Consider the following 18,941-nt stretch of genomic DNA (forward strand, 5'->3'; position numbering starts at 1 on the left):
AGCCGGCATGGAACGCTCCACTGAATACGCGGTCGACATCGATGTCGCCACCCGCTACCTCGATGACCAGTCCGAACCCTCGCAGGACCGGTACGTGTTTGCCTACACGATCCAGATCCGCAACCGCGGCACGGTCGGCGCACGCCTGCTGTCGCGCCACTGGGTGATCACCGACGCCAACGGCAAGGTGCAGGAGGTCAAGGGCGAAGGCGTCGTCGGGGAGCAGCCGTGGCTGCAACCGGGCGAAGGTTTCGAGTACACCTCCGGCGCCGTGCTCGAGACCGACCTGGGCACGATGGAGGGCAGCTACGCGATGCTGGCCGACGACGGCACCGGCTTCGACGCGCCGATCCCGGCGTTCACCCTGACCGTGCCGCGCACCCTGCACTGATGGCGATGCCGGCATGAGCGTCTGGGCCATCGGCGACCTGCAGGGCTGTTACGACGTGACCCAGCGGTTGCTGGAGAAGATCGCGTTCGACCCCGCGCGCGACCGCCTCTGGTTCTGCGGCGACCTGGTCAACCGGGGCGGGCAGTCGCTGGAGACCCTGCGGCTGGTGCACTCGTTGCGCGACCACGCCACGGTGGTGCTCGGCAACCACGACCTGTCGCTGCTCGCGGTCGGCCAGCGCCGCGAAGAGGAGCAGCGCAAGGTCAACCCCGACCTGCAGCGGATCGTCTTCTCCGAGGACGGGCCGACCTTGCTCGACTGGCTGCGCATGCAGAAGCTGGTGCACGTCGATCGCGCGCTCGGCTGGATGATGGTGCACGCCGGACTGGCGCCGAAATGGACCGCGCAGCTCGCCGAAAAGCACGGCCGCGAGATAGAGGAGCGCCTGCAGGGCGAGCAGTACGGCCGCCTGCTGAAGAACATGTACGGTGACGGCCCGGTGTGGAACCCGCGCCTGGCCGGACTGGATCGCCAGCGCGCGATCATCAACATCCTCACCCGCCTGCGCTACTGCTCACCGCGCGGGCGCATCTCCTACGAGGACAAGGGCGTGCCCGGCACCCAACCGCCCGGCCTGTACCCCTGGTACGCGGTGCCCGGCCGCGCCGAGCGCGGCCTGCGGATCGTCTGCGGCCACTGGTCGGCATTGGGGCTGTTCATCGGGCACGGCGTGCACGCCATCGATACCGGTGCGGTCTGGGGCGGCAAGCTGACCGCCTTGCAGCTCGACACCGACGAGTTGCGCATCGTGCAGGTGCCTGGCCGCGACGTGCCGGCGAATCCGCCGAAACCGCGGCACCGCCCAAGGCGTTGAAAGGGATCGCCCGCGATGGCGAGCGGTTTGTAGGAGCGGCTTCAGCCGCGATCTGAGCCAGTGAGGGCGAACAAACTCCAGATCGCGGCTGAAGTCGTTCCTACAACAGCTCGGTCCGGCGGTAATCGACGAAGTCGAACGCGAAGGCATGTTTCGCATCGGCTGCATGCGGATCCCGGGATAGTACTTGCCACTGTGCCGGATCGAACGCCGGGAAGAACGCATCAGCACCTTCGACCGCGGTATCGACATGGGTCAGGTGCATCCGCGTCGCCTGCGCCAGGCACAACGCGTAGACCTCGCCGCCGCCGATCACGCACAGCTCCGCCGCCCCATCGTCGTGCGCAATCGCAAGCGCGCCGTCGATCGACGCAACCGCCTGCATGCCCTCGAACGGCACTTCACCCGAGCGCGTCAGCACCAGGTTGCGCCGCCCCGGCAGCGCGCGGCCGAGTGATTCGGCGGTCTTTCGCCCCATCAGCACCGGCTTGCCCAGGGTCAACGCCTTGAAGCGTTTGAGGTCATCCGGCAGGCGCCACGGCAATGCATTGCCGCGGCCAATCGCGCGGTTGCGATCGAACGCCGCAATCAGCACCAGTGCGGTCATCCGGCCACCAACCGCTGCGTCATACCGCGACCGGCGCCTTGATCGCCGGATGCGGGTCGTAACCTTCGATCGCGATGTCGTCGAAACCGAAGGCGAAGATGTCGGTCACCGCAGGGTCGAGCTTCAATGTCGGCAGTGCACGTGGTTCGCGCGACAGCTGCTCGCGGGCCTGCTCGTAATGGTTCGAATACAGGTGCGCGTCACCCAGCGTGTGTACGAAGTCGCCCACGCCGAGCCCGCAGGCCTGCGCGACCATGTGGGTCAGCAGCGCATAGCTGGCGATGTTGAACGGCACCCCGAGGAAGATGTCGCCACTGCGCTGGTACAGCTGGCAGCTGAGCTTGCCGTCGACCACGTAGAACTGGAACAGCGTGTGGCACGGCATCAGCGCCATCAGCGGCAGGTCGGCGACGTTCCACGCCGACACGATCAGCCGGCGCGAATCCGGGTTGCGCTTGATCTCTTCGACCACCCACTTGATCTGGTCGATCTCGATCCCATCCGCGCCCGCCCAGCGGCGCCACTGCTTGCCGTACACCGGCCCCAGTTCGCCGGCTTCATCGGCCCACTCGTCCCAGATGCTGACCTTGTGGTCCTTGAGGTAGGCGACGTTGGTCTCGCCGCGCAGGAACCACAGCAGCTCGTGCACGATCGAACGCAGGTGCAGCTTCTTGGTGGTGACCAGCGGGAAGCCTTCGTTGAGGTCGAAACGCATCTGCCAGCCGAACACCGATCGGGTGCCGGTGCCTGTGCGGTCGGACTTCTCGCTGCCGTGTTCGAGCACATGGCCCAACAGTTCAAGGTATTGCTTCATGACGGTTCCGGCGGTTGCGGTCGCAGCGTCGGCGAGCGGTGCGACAGCCACAACCAGAACAGGCCGATCGCGACCAGCGGCAGGCTCAGCACCTGGCCCATGGTCAACCAGCCGAACGCGAGGTAGCCCAGCTGCGCATCCGGCATGCGGACGAACTCGACCAGGAACCGGAAGGTGCCGTACAGCAGCGCGAACAGCCCGGCGACCGCGTAGCGCGGACGCGGCTTGCGGGAGTACCACCAGAGGATGCAGAACATCGCCAGTCCTTCCAGCGCGGCCTGGTAGAGCTGCGACGGATGGCGGGCGAAGCGGTCGAGCGCACCGGCGGCGAACTGCGCCTGCAATTGCTCGTTGCTCAACCCGGCGAACTCGGCAGCCCGCGGGAACACCACGCCCCAGCCACCATCGGTGAACTTGCCCCACAACTCGCCGCCGATGTAATTGCCGATCCGCCCGAACCCCAGTCCCGGCGGCACCAATGGCGCGACGAAATCGGCCACGTCGAAGAAATGCAGGCGGTGCTTGCGCGCCCACCACAGGGTCGCCGCCATCACGCCCAGCAGGCCACCGTGGAAACTCATGCCGCCTTCCCAGATGCGGAACAGCATCAGCGGGTCGCGCAACAGGTCCTCGAATCCGTAGAACAACACGTAGCCGATCCGCCCACCGAGGACGACGCCAAGCATGCCGTAGAACAACAGGTCGCCGAAGGCTTGCTCGTCGACGCCGGGCAGGCGGCCGGCGCGGATCCGGCGCCGGCCGAGCCACCAGGCCAGGCCGAAACCGAGCAGGTACATGATCCCGTACCAGTGGACTTGCAGCGGGCCGAGGCCGAAGGCGATCGGGTCGATCTGGTGCAGGATGATCATGTAGCGCGCGGCTTCCTACGGGGCAGTGGCCATTGTGCCCGAGCCATCGCGGGCTTGCCCGGCGGCGCCATCAGAAAACGTGGGGCACATCCGACAACTCGTTGTGGTCGACATCATCCGGGCCCCGCGGAAAGTGTCCGGCCACCAGTGTCGAAAGGGCCTCGATACCGCCGACTACCGCGGACCCGGAATCACCCGCGCGCAGCCGTTCCTCGACCAGCTTGCACACGCCGCGCCATTGCTCGGCACTGACCCGGTCACGGAAACCCCGGTCGGCGATGATTTCGATCCGGTGGTCGGCCAGCAGCAAGTACAGCAGCACGCCGTTGTTGGCCTCGGTATCCCAGACCCGCAACTGGCTGAAGACCTCGCCGGCGCGGTCGCGTGCCTGGCGACCGGCAAGTACCGCCGATGCCGGCAGCGCGGCCTCGACCGCGAAGCAGATCTCGCCGCGGTGGAGCAGCTCTCCAGCCTTGATCGCGTCGGTGATCCGCTGCAGGCGCGCTTCCGGGAACAGGCGCCGCGCCGAGGGAGCGAACAGGTGTTTGAGCACGCGCATCAGGCCATCCTCACCAGCTGCCGGAGGCGCCGCCGCCCCCACTCATGCCACCGCCACCGGACCAGCCGCCGCCGCCAAAACCGCCGCCGCCTCCGCCTCCGAAGCCGCCACCGCCCCAGCCACCGCCACCCATTCCGCCAAAGCCACCCCAACCCCCATCTCGGGCGAAACGACCACCAGACCCGCTGGCGAGACCGAACAACAGGCCGATCAATCCGCCGATGCCACCGACCAGCAGCAGTGACGACAGCAACCACGCAACCCCGCCCGCGGCCAGGCCCGCACCGATCCCGCGCACCGCGCGCGGTGCACGGCCAAGGATCCCGCGCGCGACCTGGGCGACGATGAAGGCCGCGAACACCGCGAACAGCCAGCCCCCCCCACCGCCGTCCGACTGCTTCCGGGGGCTCGCCATCGGTGGCGGCAATGCCTCGCCGTCGACCAACTTGACCAGTGCCGCGGTGGCGTCGCTGATCCCGCCCGCATAATCGCCCGCGCGGAACCGCGGCACCATGTATTCCTGGATCACCCGCATCGAGGTCGCATCCGGGATCGCGCCCTCCAGGCCGTAACCGACCTCGATCCGTACCCGACGGTCGTCCTTGGCGACCACCAGCAACAGGCCGTCGTCGACCTTCTCGCGCCCCAGCCGCCACTGGTCATACACCCGCACGGCGTACTGGGCGATGTCTTCCGGCTGGGTCGTCGGCACCACCAGCACCTGCAACTGGCTGCCCTTGCGCTGCTGCAACGCCAGAGCCTGCGCTTCCAGTTGCTGGCGCGTGGCTGCATCGAGGGTGCCGGTGACGTCGACCACCGGAGAATCCAGCGGCGGAATCGGCGCCAGCTGCTGCGCGGTCGCCAGCAGGCTGGACAGTGACAGCACCAGCAACAACACGAGCCGCACCAGCCAACCTGGCGCGTGGCCGCATTGCCTGAAGGTCATTGCGCCGGGTCGCGAATCACTCACCCGTTGGAAGGCGCGGGTTGCTGCGGCGCGGACGGTCGTGGAGCCGGCTGCGGCGACGCCGCCGGCGCACCGAAATCAACCTGCGGTGGCTGCTGGATCTGCGCCTCGTTCTCGACCGTGAAGTTGGGTTTGGGGTCGTAGCCGAACACCATCGCCGTCAGGTTGGTCGGGAACTTGCGGATATAGGTGTTGTAGTCCTGCACGGACTCGATGTAGCGCTGGCGCTCGACCGTGATCCGGTTCTCGGTGCCTTCCAGTTGCGCCTGCAACTGCAGGAAGTTCTGGTTGGCCTTGAGGTCGGGATAGTTCTCGCTGACCAGCAACAGGCGCCCGATCGCGCTCTGCAGCTGCCCCTGGGCCTGCTGGAACTGCTGCAGTGATGCCGGATCGTCGGCATTGACGTTGATGCTGCCAACCCGCGAGCGCGCCTCGGTGACCTCGGTCAGGACCTGCTGCTCATGGGACGCATAGCCCCTGACCGTCGCCACCAGGTTCGGCACCAGGTCGGCGCGGCGCTTGTAGACGTTGAGGACCTGTGACCAGGCCGCGGTGACGGCCTCGTCCTTCTGCTGGATGGTGTTGTAGCCGCAACCGCTCAGCAGTACCGACAACAGCAGCACGAGCAACATGCGCATGGCGCGACTCCTTGCGTGGCGATGGCCGGCATTGCACCACCGCCCGCGGGGCCGCGCAATAGCGGCTGCGTGAAGCCGCCAACGGACCGCTAGCGCATGCGCGCCCGCATCAGTCGCCGGTGACGCGCCGCAGCTGGCGCCGCTTGGCCCACAGGTTCAGGCACTCGACCAGCGCCGAGAAACCCATCGCGCCGTAGATGTAGCCCTTCGGGATGTGCAGCCCGAAACCGTCCGCCACCAGGTAGGCGCCGATCAGCACGATGAAGGCCAGCGCCAGCATCTTGATGGTCGGGTTGCGCTCGATGAACCTGCCCAGCGGGGTTGCCGCCAGCAGCATCACCGCGACCGCCAGCAGGATCGCGCAGACCATGATCCAGGTCTGGCTGGCCATGCCGACCGCGGCGATCACCGAGTCCAGCGAGAACACGATGTCGATCACCGCGATCTGCGCGATCACCATGCCGAACGACGTCACCGGCTTGGTGTGGATGTCCTCTGACTCCGCCTCGCCGACGATCCCGTCGCGGATTTCCATGCTCCCCTTCACCAGCAGGAACGCGCCGCCCAGGATCAGCACCAGGTCGCGCACCGAGATGCCCTGCCCGAACAGCGTGAACAGGTCGTTGGTGAGTCCGGCCAGCCAGGCCAGGGTCAGCAGCAGGCCGATCCGGCTGAGGCAGGCGACCGCGATGCCGAACTTGCGGGCGCGCTCGCGCGTCTCGACCGGCAGCTTGCTGACCGCGATGGAGATGAACACCAGGTTGTCGATGCCCAGCACGATCTCGATCGCGCTCAGGGTGATCAGGGTGATCCAGACTTCCGGATCCATCAGCATTTCAATCACGGTTGGTTCCCAGTTTTGTGTTCAATCCAGCCGGCCGTAGAGGATGATCCCCCACGTCAGCACCACGTTGATCATCAGTACGAACACCGCGGCCGAGCCCATGTCCTTGGCCCGGCCGGCCAGTTCGTGGAACTCGGCGCCGTAGCGTTCGATCACCGCCTCGATCGCCGAGTTGAGCAGTTCGATGCTCAACACCAGCAACATCGAGCCGATCAGCAGCACGCGCTCCACCGGGGTCTGGCCGAGCCAGCAGGCCAGCGGCGCGAGCAGCACGAACAGGTAGACCTCGAGGCGGAACGAGGATTCATGCCGCCAGGCGGCGGCCAAGCCCTGTATCGACCATTTGGCCGCCAGCAACACGCGACCCGGGCGGCGCGGCAGGTTACCGATCTCGTCGGCCATCTCAGCGGAGGCGTCCGTGGGTGGGCATGGGATCGGCAGCGTTGCGCGGGATCGTCATCGAGGTTTCTTGGGTGGGCGGGCCGGGCGACGGGCCAATGGCCGCCCGACGGACAATTTTGCCACAAGGGCCACCCCGCCGCCGGTCCTGCGGGGCGCTAACGCAACCTTCGCGCACAGTTAGCAGGGTCCGCGACACGCTGGCGCGTCCAGAGCCGCTTCCGGAGAACATGCCCATGGCCGTGCCCCCCATCCCCGACGGCTACCACAGCGTCACCCCCTACCTGATCGTCGAGGATGCCGCCGCGGCGATAGATTTCTACCAGCGGGCGTTCGGCGCACAGGAGCTGTACCGCCTGCCAATGAAGGACGCCGACGGCCGCGACCGCATCGGCCACGCCGAGATCCGCATCGGCGACTGCAACCTGATGCTGTCGGACGAGTGGCCCGACATGCAGGCGATCGGTCCCAACGCGCGCGGCGGGACCACGGTGAGCTTCATGGTCTATGGCGACGAGGTCGATCGCGCCTACCAGCGGGCGCTGGATGCCGGTGCCAGGGCGGACAAGCCGATCAAGGACGAGTTCTGGGGCGACCGCATGGGTTCGGTGATCGACCCGTTCGGGCACAAGTGGGCGCTGGCGACGCACGTCGAGGACGTGCCGCCGGACGAGATGGAAAAGCGCATGGCCGCGTGGACGGAACAGCAGGGCCAGTAGACCCGGCTACTCCTCGAAGATCGCGATGCCGCGGCTGCCATCGGGCTTGATCCACGCCCGGTACATGGTGCCGGTATTGAACGGCATCGCGATATTGCCTTCGCGATCGAGCGCGATCGCGCCACCATCGCCGCCGGCCGCGGGCACGATGCGGTTGACCACTTCTTCGGCCGCCTCCGCGAGCGAGTCGCCGCGGTAGGCCACGCGGGCGCAGATGTCGTGGGCGACCGCGTTGCGGATGTAGAACTCGCCCCAGCCTGTTCCGGACACGCCGCACTTGTCGTCGGCCCAGGTCCCGGCGCCGATCACCGGCGAGTCGCCGACCCGGCCCCACTTCTTGTTGGTCATGCCGCCCGTGCTGGTGGCCGCGGCGATATGGCCATGGCGATCAAGCGCCACCGCGCCGACAGTCCCAAAGTACTGCCCGGGATGTCCATCGCCCGCGGCGGCCTGCCGTTGCGCCTTCTCCAGCGCCTTGCGGCGATGGTCGGTATCGAACCAGTCATTGGGAACGCGCTCGATCTCCGGCCGCGAATCGGCGAACGCCTCCGCGCCCTCGCCGGCCAGCATCACGTGCGGTGAGTGCTCCATCACGGTCCGCGCGAGCGTGATGGGGCTGCGCACCGTGGTGACCCCGGCGACCGCCCCGGCACGTCGGGTGTGGCCTTCCATGATCGAAGCGTCGAGTTCATGTCCACCTCGCGCGTTGAACACCGCACCCTTGCCGGCATTGAAGCGCGGCGATTCCTCCAGCACCACGATCGCGGCCTGCACCGCGTCGAGCGCCGTGCCACCCGCGGACAGGATCGCGTTGCCGGCATCCAGCGCACGCCCAAGGTCCGCGCGCGCCGCCCGCTCCGCCTCGGCATCAAGCGATTCACGCGGCACGTAACCGGCGCCGCCGTGGATCACCAGCGCGGTCCTCGACTCGGCTTGCGACGGGGTTGCGGGATCTTGTGCGTGGGCGGTCATGGCAGATAAGGCAAGCAGCAGGATCGAGAACGCGAGGATGGCCGGGAAGGCGGGCTTGTGCATGTCGGTTGGACCATGTCGATGGACGGATCGAGGATAGCGCGGCCGGTGAAGGCGATTTTGCGACGCCCGTTCATGTCATCGCCCGGCCCCTACTGCTGCCGCAACGCCTCGATCGGATCCAGCAGCGACGCCTTGCGCGCCGGGTAATAACCGAAGAACAAGCCCGTGGCGATCGAGAAGCCGGCGGCCAACCCAACCACCTGCCCGTTCAACACCACCGGCAGCGCACCGAACCTACCCACCAGCAGCGCACCGACAATTCCGATCCCGATCCCCAGCGCCCCGCCGATCAGTGAAATCAGCATCGCCTCCGCCAGGAACTGCCGGCGGATGTCCGACGGCCCCGCCCCGACCGCCATGCGCAAGCCGATCTCGCGGATCCGCTCGGTCACCGAAACCAGCATGATGTTCATGATCCCGATGCCACCGACGATCAACGAGATCGTCGCGACCGCCCCCAGCAGCAGCGACATCAACCGCGTCGTCTGCGTCCGCGTCGCCACGATCTCGGCGATGTTGCGCACCCGGAAATCGTCCTCCGCACCCGGCTGGATGTCGTGGCGCTGGCGCAGCAACGACTCGATCTGCCCCTGCACGTAGGCCAGGTCGTCAGCCCGCGCGACCCCGACCGCGATCTGTCGCACCGCGCCCGGCGGCAATCCCATCGAACCCATCAGCCGGCGACGCGCCGTCTCCAGCGGCACCAGCATCACGTCATCCTGGTCCTGGCCGAAGCCGCCCTGCCCCTTCGCCTCCAGCGTACCGACCACGGTGAACGGCACCCGTCCGATGCGCACGCTCTGGCCAACCGGATCCTCGTCGCCGAACAGCTCGCGCCGCACCGTCTCGCCGAGGATCACCGACTTGCCGCCGCCGTTGTAGTCGCGCGCGTCGAATCCCGCGCCCGAGGCCAGCCGCCAGTTCTCCAGTTCGAAGTAGTCCGCCTGCACGCCTTCCCAGTCGGCCGACCAGTTGTTCTCGGCGAACACCACCTGGGCGCTGCCGCGCATCGAACCGGCGACGTACTGCACTTCCGGGATCTGCTCGCGGATCGCGTCGACGTCGTCTTCGTCGATCGTGTAGAAACTGCTCGCGCTCATGCGCACGCCACCGGCGCCACGCCGCGCGTTCGGACCGATGTCGAGGCGGTTCGAGCCAAGCCCGGAGACCAGCTTGTCGATTTCCGATTGCGTGCCCTGCCCGACCGAGACCATCACGATCACCGCCGCGATGCCGATGATCACGCCCAGCGAGGTCAGTCCGCTGCGCAGCCAGTTGCCGCGCAGGGCGAAGATCGCGGTGCGCAGGACTTCCAGGAAGCTCATCGCGCGAGCCCCGGGAAGTGCGCCTGCGCGAACGGCGAAGTGGCATCGTGCAACTCGCCGTCGTGCATCACGAAGCCGCGGTCGGCGTGCGCGGCGACCTCGGGGTCGTGGGTGATCAGCACGACGGTGTGGTCATCGGCCTGCAACTGCTTGAACAACGCGAGGATCTCCTCGCCGGTCCTGCTGTCGAGCGCGCCGGTCGGTTCGTCGGCCAGCAGGATCGGCGGCCGGTTGATCAGCGAGCGCGCGATCGCGACGCGTTGCTGCTGGCCGCCGGACAACTCGCTGGGCCGATGCGATTCGCGGCTGGCCAGTCCGACCGCCGCCAGCGCCGCATGTGCACGTTCCATGCGCTCGGCATGCGGCACGTTGGCGTAGCCCATCGGCATCGCCACGTTCTCCAGCGCACTCATGCGCGGCAGCAGGTTGAAACCCTGGAACACGAAACCGATCTTGTCGCGACGAAGCACCGCCAGCGCCTCCGCATCGAGCGTCGCCACGTCAATGCCATCGCACAGGTAACGACCGCTGCTCGGCGTGTCGAGGCAGCCCACCAGGTTCATCAGGGTCGACTTGCCCGAGCCCGACGGCCCCATGATCGCGACGAACTCGCCGCGGTCGATGCGCAGGTCGACGCCATGAAGCGCGACCACCTCGGCCTGGGTGCCCGGCGAGTAGACCTTGCCGAGGCCATGGGTCTCGATCACGGCCGGTCGCGTGCTCATTCGACCGGGCGCTCGACGCCGACGACGACCGTCTCGCCATCCGATAGCGGACCCGACACCTCGGTCCAGCTGCCGTCGCTGGCGCCGACCCGGACCGTAATCGCTTCGGCGCCGCCGTCGACGAGACGGTACAGCGTCACCCGGCGCGCGGCGGCCAGCGCCGCGAGCTCACGATCCCAACTGGCCTGCTGGGCCTCGGACAGGGTCTCGCGGAATGGCGCGAACTGCTGCCGGAAGCGCTCCTGCATCCGCTGCCGCATGCCGCCGCCATCCGCAGCGCGCGGGCTTCCACCGCGCGGCCCGCCGAACATCGAGCCGCCGCCATTGGACGGCGTCGCCGCGGCAGGCGCGGCACGTGCGGCACGGCGCTGCCGCATCGCCTCGAGCGCGCTGTCGAAGGCGGCCTGCTGCGCAGGGTCGAGCTTCAGCGCGGCGGCGATACCCGGCAACTCGGACATCACGCCGGCACCACCTGCGGCCGGCGCCGGTTCGGCGGCCTCGCCCTCGGCCGGCTTGTAGCGCAGCGCGGCGTTGGGCACGCGCAACACGTCGTCGCGGCGGCTGACCTCGATCTCGGCGCTGGCGGTCATGCCGGGCAGCAGTATCTGGTCGCTGTTGTCGACCGCCACCACCACCGGATAGGTGATGACGTTGTTGGTGTTGGTCGCCGACAGCCGCACCTGCTGCACGCTGCCGCGGAACTGGCGGTCGGGGAACGCATCGACGCTGAACGACACCGCCTGCCCGGCCGCGACCTGGCCGATGTCGGCCTCGTCGATCGCCAGCACGATCTCCATCTGCGACAGGTCCTCGGCGATCTGGAACAGCACCGGCGACTGCAGGCTCGCCGCCACGGTCTGGCCGGGCTCGACGGTCCGGGTCAGGACCACGCCGTCGACCGGCGAGCGGATCACGGCCCGGCCGAGATTGAGCCGTGCGGTCTGGGTCGAGGCATGTTGCTGGACGATCTGCGCCTGCGCCGCATTGACCTGCGCGCGGGCCTGGTCGCGCGCCGCGCGGGCGAGGTCGACATCGCTGGCGGCCACCAGCTGGTCGCGGCCCAGCTCGGCCTTGCGGGTGTAATCGGCCTCGGCATTGCGCAGGCTGGCTTGGGCGGTGGCGAGGTTGGCACGGGCGGCGTTGACCGCGGCGTCGCCCTGGGCGATCTGTGCGTCGAACGTGCTCGGGTCGATCCGCGCGAGGACCTGGTCCCGGGTCACGCGGTCGTTGAAATCGGCCAGCACTTCGGTGACCTGGCCGGAGATCTGGCTGCCAACGTCCACGGTGGAGATGGCAGCCAGGGTGCCGGTCGCGGAGATCGTCACCCGGATGTCGCCCCGCTCGACCGTGGCGGTGCGGTAGCCGCCCCCGGCCGACGCACCGCGCCCCTGCCACAGGTATGCCGCAACAACGATCACGGCCAACACCACCACCGCGGCGATGCCGCGACGCCACCATTTGCGGCGATGCGGGTTGGACACGGACTTCCGGGCAGTTGTCATGGATTGTTGGTCACGCGTGGGGATTGAAACGCCAACGCACGCGCGCGCGCGCGGTTGACAGGCACGGCGGTGGCCACGCGCCTGCGACCGGCTGCGTACAGGCAGCCGGATGGTTCAGCCGAGGAAGCGGATCGTCGCCGTGGTGCCTTGTCCCGGCAGGCTGTGCAGGCTGACCGGCCAGCCCATGCGCTCGCCCAGCCGGCGTGCGATCGACAGACCCATGCCCTTGCCTTCCTCGCGCGACGGGTCGGCGCGATAGAACGGTTCGAATGCCTTGGCCAGGGCTTGCGCATCCATGCCGATGCCGCTGTCGCGGACGTCGATCCGGTCCGGCCCGAGCCGGACCTCGATGTCACCGTGGTCGGTGAAGTGCACGGCATTGCTGAGCAGGTTGCCGAGCATCACCGCGAGCACGTGGGGCGGCCCGAACAGTCGCGGCGCACCGTTGTCGACCACCTCGATCGACACCGGCTTGTCCTGCAGCATCGGCCGCACCCGCTCGACCTGGTCGTGGACGATGTCGCGAACCTCGAACTCGGCACTTTGTGGCGCGATGTCCGCCTCGCGGGCGAGGATCAGGAACGCGTCGATCACCGCTTCCATGTCGCGACCGGCGCGCTGCACCCGCGCCAGTGCACGCAGGGTGCGCGGATGGGTGTCGGGGTCGCCCAGCATCATGTCGGTGGCGACGCGGATCACGGTCAGCGGCGTGCGCAGTTCGTGGCTTGCGTCGCGGGTGAAGTCGCGTTCGCGCTCGACGAAATCCGCGACCCGGTCGGCCAGGCCGACCAGTGCGCGCGACAGGTGGCGCACCTCGCTGCCCGCTTCAGGCGGCAGGTTGCGCGGGGTGATCGCGCTGGCATCGGGGTCGCGCGGATCCCAGTTGGACACCACGTTGGCCAGCCAGCTGACCGGCCCGACCAGGCGCTTGGAAGTACGGTAGGTAAGCCAGGAAATCAGGTAGGTCGCCAGCAGCGACAGGATCAGCGAAACCAGCCCGGTCAGCAGGATCGCGCGGTCGACATGCCCCGCTTCGAAGGTCAGGTAGAACGTGCCTTGCGGACGACGGTCGACCAGCACGTCCTGCTTCTTCCCCGCCACGCCGGGCAGGGGACGCTGGTGCATGCCGGGTTCGAGGTGGCGCAGCTCGCGGGGCACCGTGCGGTCACCCGGCGCGGCGGGATCGACATAGCCGGCCATCGTCGAGGTCCGGGGCAACGGATACGCCGGGCTGGCGGCGCGCCCCGTCCAGAACACGTCGGCCTCGCGCTGCATCCTCTGCGACAGGACGCCTTCGCGCACCAGCAGGCCGGCGAGTACGACGCCGGCCGTGATGACGATGCTGCCCAGGATCGCCTGCACAATGAATGCAAGCTTGATCCGGCGCGGAAGACCTTGGGTCATGGCATGCGCAACGCCGTCACTCGGGCGGCTGCGAGATGTCCGCGACCCGGTAGCCTGCCGACTGCACGGTGTGCAGCAGCTGCTTGTCGAACGGTTTGTCGATGGTCTTGCGCAGGTTGTAGAGGTGGCTGCGCAGCGTGTCCGAGTCCGGCAGCCCGTTGCCCCAGATCTCGCGCTCGATCTCCTGGCGGCTGACTACGCGCGGCGATTCGCGCATCAGGATCGTCAGCAGGCGCAAGCCGATCGGCGAGAGCTGCAGTTCGCTGCCGCCGCGGGTGACCCGCAGGCTGGCCGGGTCGAGCACCAGGTCGGCAACCTTGAGTACCTCGCCGCCGACCTGGCGCCGCTCACGCCGGATCAGCGCGCGCAGGCGGGCTTCCAGTTCCTGGATCGCGAACGGCTTGGTCAGGTAGTCGTCGGCGCCTGCGGACAGGCCGGTGAGCTTCTCGTCGAGCGTGTCTCGCGCGGTCAGCATCAACACCGGCGTAGACTTGCGCGCTTCCTCGCGCAGGCGCTTGCAGACCTCGATGCCGTCCAGCCGCGGCAGCATCAGGTCGAGCACGATCACGTCGTAACTGTTTTCCGCGGCCAGCCGGTAACCGTCGAGGCCGTCGGCAGCGAAATCCACCTCGAAGCCACGGCTTTCAAGGTATTCGCCCACCATTTCCGAAATATTGCGATTGTCCTCGACGATCAGGACCAGACCACCGTCGCGGGTACCCGACATACGTGTTCTCCACCCTTCAGTTTTGTGAAGGTTGCAGGGCCGCAGGTAGACGTGCCGTGAAGGTGGCTACCCGGACGGGCGCGGCGGCTATTCCAGCGCCTTCGCCCGCTGCCAGTAGGCCTCGTGTGCGTCGAGCGGCTGCCCGTCGAGCTCTCGCCCTTCGGCCGTCGCGATCGCCTCCATTGCACGGAACCGGCGCTCGAACTTGTGGTTCGCCCGTCGCAACGCGCCGCCCACGTCCACGTCCGCATGGCGCGCGAGGTTGGCGGCCACGAACAACAGGTCGCCGATTTCGTCTTCCAGCCGGTCCCGCACGGCCGGGTCATCGGGGTGGGCCGCGCGCGCCTGGAACTCCACCCGCACCTCCTCTATCTCCTCGTGCAGCTTGGCGATCACCGGTTCGTGGCCGGGCCAGTCGAAGCCGACCCGCGCGGCGCGCTTCTGCAGCTTCACCGCGCGCTGCCACTCCGGCAGGCCGCGGGCGATGCCGGCCAGTGCCGAGGTGTCGGTCTCCCCGGCGGACGCGCGCTCGCGTCGCTTCAGTTCCTCCCACGCGACGGTCTGCGTCGCGACGTCCTCCACCGATTCGTCGCCGAACACATGCGGGTGGCGTCGCACCATCTTGTCGCAGATCGCGGCGACCACGCCGTCGAAGTCGAATGCACCCTGCTCCTGCGCCATCCGCGAATGGAACACCACCTGCAGCAACAGGTCGCCGAGTTCGTCCTTCAATCCGGCGAGATCGCCACGGTCGATCGCATCGGCGACCTCGTAGGCCTCCTCGACGGTATAGGGCGCGATCGTGGCGAACGTCTGCTGGACATCCCACGGGCAACCCGCGTGTGGATCGCGCAGGCGGGCCATGATGTCGAGCAGGCGATGGATACCGTTCGCGTCGTCGCTCATGCGGCGGCCCAGGCCTGCCACGGCAATGCGGTGTCGCCCAGCGCGATGAACTCCCCGTTGAGCAGGGTGTCGCGCTGGTTGTAGCGGAACGGCCGGCCCCGCAGGTCGAGCACCCTGCCGCCGGCGCCTTCCAGCACGGCCTGGGCGGCCGCGGTGTCCCATTCGCTGGTCGGGCCGAAGCGCGGATAGACATCGATCGCGCCTTCGGCGATCCGGCAGAACTTCAACGACGAACCCAGACCGACCGGTTCGACCTCGCCCATGCGCTCGATGAACGTCACGGTGCGCTGGTCGCGATGCGAGCGGCTGGCGGCAACGCGCAGCGGCGCGGTCGCCGGCGCACGCACGCGCAGTGGTTGTTCGTTGCCGTCGCCGTCGCGGCGGAACGCCCCGATACCGTGCCCGCCCTGCCAGACCACGCCAGTCACCGGGGCCTGGACCACGCCGAAGGTCGATACGCCGTCCTCGATCAGCGCGATATTGACCGTGAACTCGCCATTGCGCTTGACGAATTCGCGGGTGCCGTCGAGCGGGTCGACCAGCCACATGCGCGACCACGACCGCCGTTGTCCGGTGGTGATGCCGGACGACTCCTCCGAGAGCACCGGAATGTCCGGGGTCAGGCGTGCGAGCCCGTCGACAATGCAGCGATGCGCGGCGAGGTCCGCCGCGGTGAGTGGCGAACGGTCATCCTTGTGGTCGACCGCGAACTCGCTGTCGTAGATCTCCAGGATCCGGGCAGCGGCGGCACGTGCAACGGCAATGACGCCATCGCGCAACTCCAGGTCGATTTTAACCGGGTCGATCTTCATCGGTTGAGCAACCACTCCCTTGCAATGAACAACGCCGCGATGCTGCGTCCTTCGGAAAAATCCTCGCGCAGGATCAGTTCGTGCAATGAGTTCAACTTCCATGGCACCACTTCGAGCGGTTCGGGCTCGTCGCCGGGCAGGCGCTCGGGGTACAGGTCGCGCGCCAGCACCAGGTGCGTCGCATGGCTCATGTAGGTCGGCGCCAGGGTCAGCTCGCGCAGCACGGTCAGCGAGCGGGCGCCGTAGCCGGCCTCCTCCTTGAGTTCGCGGTCGGCAGCCTGCAGCGGTGTTTCGCCGGCATCGATCCGGCCCTTGACCAGCCCCAGCTCGTAGCGATGCAGGCCGGCCGCGTACTCGCGCACCAGCAACACCGTGTCGTCATCGAGCATCGGCACCACCACCACCGCACCGTGGCCACGCCCGTGCAGCCGCTGGAACCGCCGGCGCTCGCCGTTGCTGAACTCCAGGTCGAGGTGTTCGACCCGGTACGGACCACTGTCATCGGTAACGACGCTGTGGATGGTCGGCAGGCGTCGGCTCATCGAGGATAGTCCCCTGTCAGAACAGACGGGCGATGAAAAGCGATAATGGAAGGATGCAGAAGACGATTCACGATCCAGCGATGCTATCAGAGCGCCCTGACGGCGACGCCGTCGCCGATGCCTGGCGCGAACGCGACCTGTCGGTGCTGTGGCACCCGTGCACGCAGATGCGCGAACACCAGCGCGACCGCGCGCCGGGCCCGCGTACCGACACGTTGCCGTTGCTGCCGATCGCGCGCGGCGAAGGCCCGTGGCTGATCGGCCGCGACGGTCGCCGCTACCTCGATGCGGTATCGAGCTGGTGGGTCAACCTGTTCGGCCACGCCGAACCCCGCATCGCCGAAGCGATCGCGACGCAGGCGCGCGAGCTGCAGCACGTGATCCTGGCCGGCTGCTCGCACGCGCCGGCGGTCGAACTGGCCGAGACGCTGCTGGCGATGGCGCCGCGCGAGCCCGGCCGCGCGCCGCTGGCCAAGGTGTTCTATGCCGACAACGGCTCGGCCGGCGTCGAGGTCGCGTTGAAGATGGCATTCCACTGGTTCCGCAACCGTGGCGAGGACCGGCGGACCAAGTTCGTCGCGCTGGAAGGCGGCTACCACGGCGAGACGCTCGGGGCGCTCGCGGTCGGTGACGTGCCGCTGTACCGCCGGGTCTACGCGCCGCTGCTGACCGAGGCGCTGTTCACGCCGTCGCCGGACGCATTCCTCGCCCGTCCCGGACAGAGCGCCGCCAGCCACGCCGAGGAAGCCGCCGACGCGCTCGCCCGTTTGCTCGACCACCATGCCGGCGAGATCTGCGCGCTGATCCTGGAGCCTCGGGTGCAGTGCGCGGGCGGCATGCGCATGCACGATCCGGTCTACCTCAAGCGTGCACGGGAGTTGTGCGACGTGCACGGCATCTTCCTGATTGCCGATGAAATCGCGGTCGGCTTCGGCCGCACCGGCACGATGTTCGCCTGCGAGCAGGGTGGCATCGCGCCCGACCTGCTGTGCCTGTCGAAGGGCCTGACCGGCGGCAGCCTGCCGTTGTGTGCGGTGCTGGCAACCCAGGAGCTGTACGAGGGCTTCCTCGACGACTCGCGCGAGCGCGCATTCCTGCATTCGCACAGTTACACCGGCAATCCGCTGGCCTGCGCCGCCGCGCTGGCGACGCTCGGCATCTTCGAGTCCGACGACATCCTCGAGCGCAATCGCGCGACAGCCGCTAAGATGTCCGCGCTGGCTGCACAGATCGGAAATCATCCGCACGTGGCGGATGTACGACAGGCCGGGATGATCGTCGCCTTCGAGTTCGGTCGCGATGGCGACAAATCCGTTCCGTTCGACCCGGCCGCGCGATTCGGCCTGCACGCCTACCGCGCCGCACTCGATCGCGGCGTGCTGCTGCGCCCGCTCGGCGACATCCTGTACTGGATGCCGCCGTACACGATCGACGACGACGGCCTGGCATTGCTGGCCGACACCACCCGCGCGGTGATCGACCAGGCGATCGGGGACACCGGATGCGCCTGACCCGCGTCCACGTAGACGTGCCGCTGGCACCGGGCATGGAGCTGGCGCTGCCCGAGGCACCAGCGGTGCACCTGGCGCGGGTGCTGCGGCTCGGGGTCGGCGACGACTGTGTGCTGTTCAACGGCGACGGCTCCGACTACGCGGCCCGGGTGCTGGCCATCGGCAAGCGCGAGCTGCGCGTTGGCGTCACCGCGGCGACACCGGTCGAACGCGAATCACCGTTGCGGATCGTGTTGCTGCAGGGCATCGCCCGCGGCGAGAAGATGGACCTGATCCTGCAGAAGGCAACCGAACTCGGCGTCTCCTCGATTTATCCGGTCACGTCGCAACGCAGCGAGGTCAGGCTCGACGAAGCGCGCGCGGCCAAGCGGCTGGCGCACTGGCGCAACGTGGTGACCGCGGCGTGCGAACAGAGTGGTCGCGCCGTGGTACCGGAGGTGGCGGCACCGGCGACGTTGCAGGACGCGTTTGCGTCGCTGCCAACCGGTGGATTGCGCCTGCTGCTGGATCCGGAAGGCGCGCACTCGCTCGCCACGCTTCCATCCATTGAGGGACAGGTGGTGCTCGCGGTGGGTCCGGAAGGCGGCTGGTCGCCGCGCGACCGTGAGCAACTGCAATCGGCCGGATTCCAGGGCCTTCAGCTGGGGCCGCGGGTGCTGCGGACCGAAACCGCCGGCCTGGCCGCGATTGCGGCGTTGCAGTCGCGATTCGGCGATCTCGCCTGACGCGTGGGGGTATTGCGGACGGTTCCGCCGAACCGGCGGAAGGACG

General features: G+C 68.2%; 22 protein-coding genes. 5 read left to right on the forward strand and 17 right to left on the reverse strand.

Annotation, left to right across the window (positions count from 1 at the left end):
* Positions 1-7 precede the first annotated feature (7 nt).
* Together apaG and ACT9F5_RS06145 are read left to right on the forward strand one after the other, a co-directional pair.
* Positions 8-391 (forward strand): Co2+/Mg2+ efflux protein ApaG, encoded by a 384-nt coding sequence (gene apaG, locus ACT9F5_RS06140; protein WP_445119007.1) that lies wholly within the window; start codon positions 8-10, stop codon positions 389-391.
* A 13-nt stretch (positions 392-404) separates the two neighbouring features.
* The gene (locus tag ACT9F5_RS06145) at positions 405-1,265 is read left to right on the forward strand and encodes a symmetrical bis(5'-nucleosyl)-tetraphosphatase (RefSeq protein WP_445119008.1); all 861 of its coding nucleotides are present in this window, start codon (positions 405-407) and stop codon (positions 1,263-1,265) included.
* Positions 1,266-1,365: 100 nt separating this feature from the next.
* On the opposite strand, the gene ACT9F5_RS06150 is transcribed toward ACT9F5_RS06145, so the two are convergent.
* The 8 genes from ACT9F5_RS06150 to ACT9F5_RS06185 form a co-directional block, all read right to left on the reverse strand.
* Positions 1,366-1,872, reverse strand: a complete 507-nt coding sequence (locus ACT9F5_RS06150; protein WP_445119009.1) for a dihydrofolate reductase — start codon at positions 1,870-1,872, stop codon at positions 1,366-1,368.
* A 19-nt stretch (positions 1,873-1,891) separates the two neighbouring features.
* Positions 1,892-2,686 carry a thymidylate synthase gene (locus tag ACT9F5_RS06155; RefSeq protein ID WP_445119010.1) on the reverse strand — a complete coding sequence of 265 codons (795 nt, stop codon included), beginning with the start codon at positions 2,684-2,686 and terminating at the stop codon, positions 1,892-1,894.
* The gene (gene lgt / locus ACT9F5_RS06160; RefSeq protein ID WP_445119011.1) at positions 2,683-3,555 is read right to left on the reverse strand and encodes a prolipoprotein diacylglyceryl transferase; all 873 of its coding nucleotides are present in this window, start codon (positions 3,553-3,555) and stop codon (positions 2,683-2,685) included. Before lgt ends, ACT9F5_RS06155 begins: the two co-directional genes overlap by 4 nt.
* Before the next feature lie 70 nt (positions 3,556-3,625).
* On the reverse strand, positions 3,626-4,114 hold the full coding sequence (locus ACT9F5_RS06165) for a TPM domain-containing protein (protein ID WP_445119012.1): 489 nt from the start codon (positions 4,112-4,114) through the stop codon (positions 3,626-3,628).
* A gap of 10 nt (positions 4,115-4,124) precedes the next feature.
* Positions 4,125-5,060, reverse strand: a complete 936-nt coding sequence (locus tag ACT9F5_RS06170) for a TPM domain-containing protein (RefSeq protein WP_445119013.1) — start codon at positions 5,058-5,060, stop codon at positions 4,125-4,127.
* Between the two features lie 20 nt (positions 5,061-5,080).
* Positions 5,081-5,719: a LemA family protein gene (locus ACT9F5_RS06175; RefSeq protein ID WP_445119014.1), complete on the reverse strand. Its 639-nt coding sequence runs from the start codon at positions 5,717-5,719 to the stop codon at positions 5,081-5,083.
* A gap of 109 nt (positions 5,720-5,828) precedes the next feature.
* Positions 5,829-6,554, reverse strand: coding sequence for a TerC family protein (locus tag ACT9F5_RS06180; RefSeq protein ID WP_445119504.1), 726 nt, complete (start codon positions 6,552-6,554; stop codon positions 5,829-5,831).
* Between the two features lie 30 nt (positions 6,555-6,584).
* Positions 6,585-6,965 carry a diacylglycerol kinase gene (locus ACT9F5_RS06185; RefSeq protein ID WP_445119015.1) on the reverse strand — a complete coding sequence of 127 codons (381 nt, stop codon included), beginning with the start codon at positions 6,963-6,965 and terminating at the stop codon, positions 6,585-6,587.
* A gap of 233 nt (positions 6,966-7,198) precedes the next feature.
* Here ACT9F5_RS06185 and ACT9F5_RS06190 point away from each other — a divergent pair, with 233 nt between their 5' ends.
* Positions 7,199-7,681: a VOC family protein gene (locus tag ACT9F5_RS06190; protein WP_445119016.1), complete on the forward strand. Its 483-nt coding sequence runs from the start codon at positions 7,199-7,201 to the stop codon at positions 7,679-7,681.
* A gap of 6 nt (positions 7,682-7,687) precedes the next feature.
* Here the strand turns inward: ACT9F5_RS06190 and ACT9F5_RS06195 are convergent, their stop codons facing one another.
* The 9 genes from ACT9F5_RS06195 to nudE form a co-directional block, all read right to left on the reverse strand.
* Entirely contained in the window at positions 7,688-8,692 is a 1,005-nt protein-coding gene (locus ACT9F5_RS06195) for an isoaspartyl peptidase/L-asparaginase (protein WP_445119505.1), read from the reverse strand.
* A 113-nt stretch (positions 8,693-8,805) separates the two neighbouring features.
* Complete coding sequence (locus ACT9F5_RS06200) at positions 8,806-10,041, reverse strand: ABC transporter permease (protein WP_445119017.1); 1,236 nt, start codon at positions 10,039-10,041, stop codon at positions 8,806-8,808.
* Positions 10,038-10,766 carry an ATP-binding cassette domain-containing protein gene (locus tag ACT9F5_RS06205; RefSeq protein ID WP_445119018.1) on the reverse strand — a complete coding sequence of 243 codons (729 nt, stop codon included), beginning with the start codon at positions 10,764-10,766 and terminating at the stop codon, positions 10,038-10,040. The genes ACT9F5_RS06200 and ACT9F5_RS06205 overlap by 4 nt, the downstream gene beginning before the upstream one ends.
* On the reverse strand, positions 10,763-12,247 hold the full coding sequence (locus tag ACT9F5_RS06210) for an efflux RND transporter periplasmic adaptor subunit (RefSeq protein ID WP_445119019.1): 1,485 nt from the start codon (positions 12,245-12,247) through the stop codon (positions 10,763-10,765). The genes ACT9F5_RS06205 and ACT9F5_RS06210 overlap by 4 nt, the downstream gene beginning before the upstream one ends.
* Before the next feature lie 135 nt (positions 12,248-12,382).
* Positions 12,383-13,672, reverse strand: coding sequence for an ATP-binding protein (locus tag ACT9F5_RS06215; RefSeq protein WP_445119020.1), 1,290 nt, complete (start codon positions 13,670-13,672; stop codon positions 12,383-12,385).
* 16 nt (positions 13,673-13,688) lie between these two features.
* Positions 13,689-14,399 carry a response regulator gene (locus tag ACT9F5_RS06220; protein ID WP_445100706.1) on the reverse strand — a complete coding sequence of 237 codons (711 nt, stop codon included), beginning with the start codon at positions 14,397-14,399 and terminating at the stop codon, positions 13,689-13,691.
* An 87-nt stretch (positions 14,400-14,486) separates the two neighbouring features.
* Entirely contained in the window at positions 14,487-15,305 is an 819-nt protein-coding gene (gene mazG, locus ACT9F5_RS06225) for a nucleoside triphosphate pyrophosphohydrolase (RefSeq protein ID WP_445119021.1), read from the reverse strand.
* Entirely contained in the window at positions 15,302-16,117 is an 816-nt protein-coding gene (gene cysQ / locus ACT9F5_RS06230; RefSeq protein WP_445119022.1) for a 3'(2'),5'-bisphosphate nucleotidase CysQ, read from the reverse strand. The genes mazG and cysQ overlap by 4 nt, the downstream gene beginning before the upstream one ends.
* Positions 16,114-16,659 carry an ADP compounds hydrolase NudE gene (gene nudE / locus ACT9F5_RS06235; RefSeq protein ID WP_445119023.1) on the reverse strand — a complete coding sequence of 182 codons (546 nt, stop codon included), beginning with the start codon at positions 16,657-16,659 and terminating at the stop codon, positions 16,114-16,116. The genes cysQ and nudE overlap by 4 nt, the downstream gene beginning before the upstream one ends.
* A gap of 80 nt (positions 16,660-16,739) precedes the next feature.
* Between nudE and bioA the strand changes: the two genes are divergently transcribed.
* Positions 16,740-18,170 carry an adenosylmethionine--8-amino-7-oxononanoate transaminase gene (gene bioA / locus ACT9F5_RS06240; RefSeq protein ID WP_445119024.1) on the forward strand — a complete coding sequence of 477 codons (1,431 nt, stop codon included), beginning with the start codon at positions 16,740-16,742 and terminating at the stop codon, positions 18,168-18,170.
* Positions 18,161-18,895: a 16S rRNA (uracil(1498)-N(3))-methyltransferase gene (locus ACT9F5_RS06245; protein WP_445119025.1), complete on the forward strand. Its 735-nt coding sequence runs from the start codon at positions 18,161-18,163 to the stop codon at positions 18,893-18,895. The genes bioA and ACT9F5_RS06245 overlap by 10 nt, the downstream gene beginning before the upstream one ends.
* Positions 18,896-18,941 lie beyond the last annotated feature (46 nt).

The sequence above is a fragment of the Lysobacter sp. F6437 genome (assembly GCF_052547215.1).